Source organism: Litorimonas sp. (genome assembly GCA_029936425.1).
GTDB lineage: Bacteria > Pseudomonadota > Alphaproteobacteria > Caulobacterales > Maricaulaceae > Litorimonas.
On sequence record JAPYSU010000177.1, the window covers coordinates 1 to 1,036 of the forward strand.

At 45.1% G+C, this 1,036-nt stretch carries 1 protein-coding gene; it reads left to right on the forward strand.

The genetic code is table 11. The annotated features are described in order from the left end of the window. Positions 1-1,036 (forward strand): hypothetical protein (locus tag ACN0IC_RS15820; RefSeq protein ID WP_416879700.1); only part of this gene is annotated, 1,036 nt, incomplete at both ends.

A 1,036-nucleotide genomic window follows, 5' to 3' on the forward strand; every position in this document is an offset into this window, starting at 1 on the left:
ACAAACGGAATGTTGAGGATTTTGATCCAGTCCGCGGCGGGGCAAGAGATCGATGACGTAGAGACTGATGTTGATGTCAAGGAGGAGGAGGGGGAGGCCAGTGAAGAGGCCAGTGAAGAGGAGCACCAGGCCGCCGACCCACCCCACGACAGATACAGGGCGTCAAAGATGACATATTCATGCTCGCTGATAGACGGGAAAAGTGATGATTCAGAAAACATGGACTGCATGTTATCTAAACACAGTGGAACAAAAGACGAAACAGAACACAGAGCTTTTCCAGATTCTGGCGCGAATACTTCTGTAATGTCAGAGAAAACAGCGAAAATGCTTCATTTGGCAATAAGTGAGACAGAATCAAGGTTGTTCAATGCATCTGGGGAACCAATGAATGTGACGGGAGAAAGCTTTTGTTTCATAAGGTGTGAAGGCGGCAGACAGAGAAGATGCCGCGTATTGGTGAGCAGTTCAATATCAGACAGTTTAATAGTAGGCAAAGACGACCTGAAGCTGTTGGGTATTCTTCACCCTGAGTATCCAAGGGTGATTAACTGGATGAGTGAAGTTAATAAAATGGAAGAAAAAGAGAAAGACGAGAATCTTCCAAAATATTTGAAGGACGTGATTGATGAATTTCCGGATGTGTTTAAAGATGAACTTGACTTCTATGATCAGATAGCCTTTGAACCAATACATTTAGAAATGAAGAATAACGCAAAACCATACAAAACCACAAGAGCAAGACAGACGCCACTTGCATGGCAGCGGGAGGCTGACAGAATGGTCCAGACTATGCTTGAGAATGGGACTATCAGGAAGTTGTCACCAAACGAGAACACAGAGTGGCTAAGTCCAGCACACTTTGTGGAGAAGAGCGAAATTGGAAGACTCAGATTTGTGTGCGATTTCCGAAACCTGAACAAGTCACTCAGCCGCCCAATTCACCCATTCCCCAGCAGGGACGAGGTGATGAAATCGATCCCAGCAAAAGCAAAATATTTCTTTAAAGCAGACATGACTCAGGGGTACCATCAGT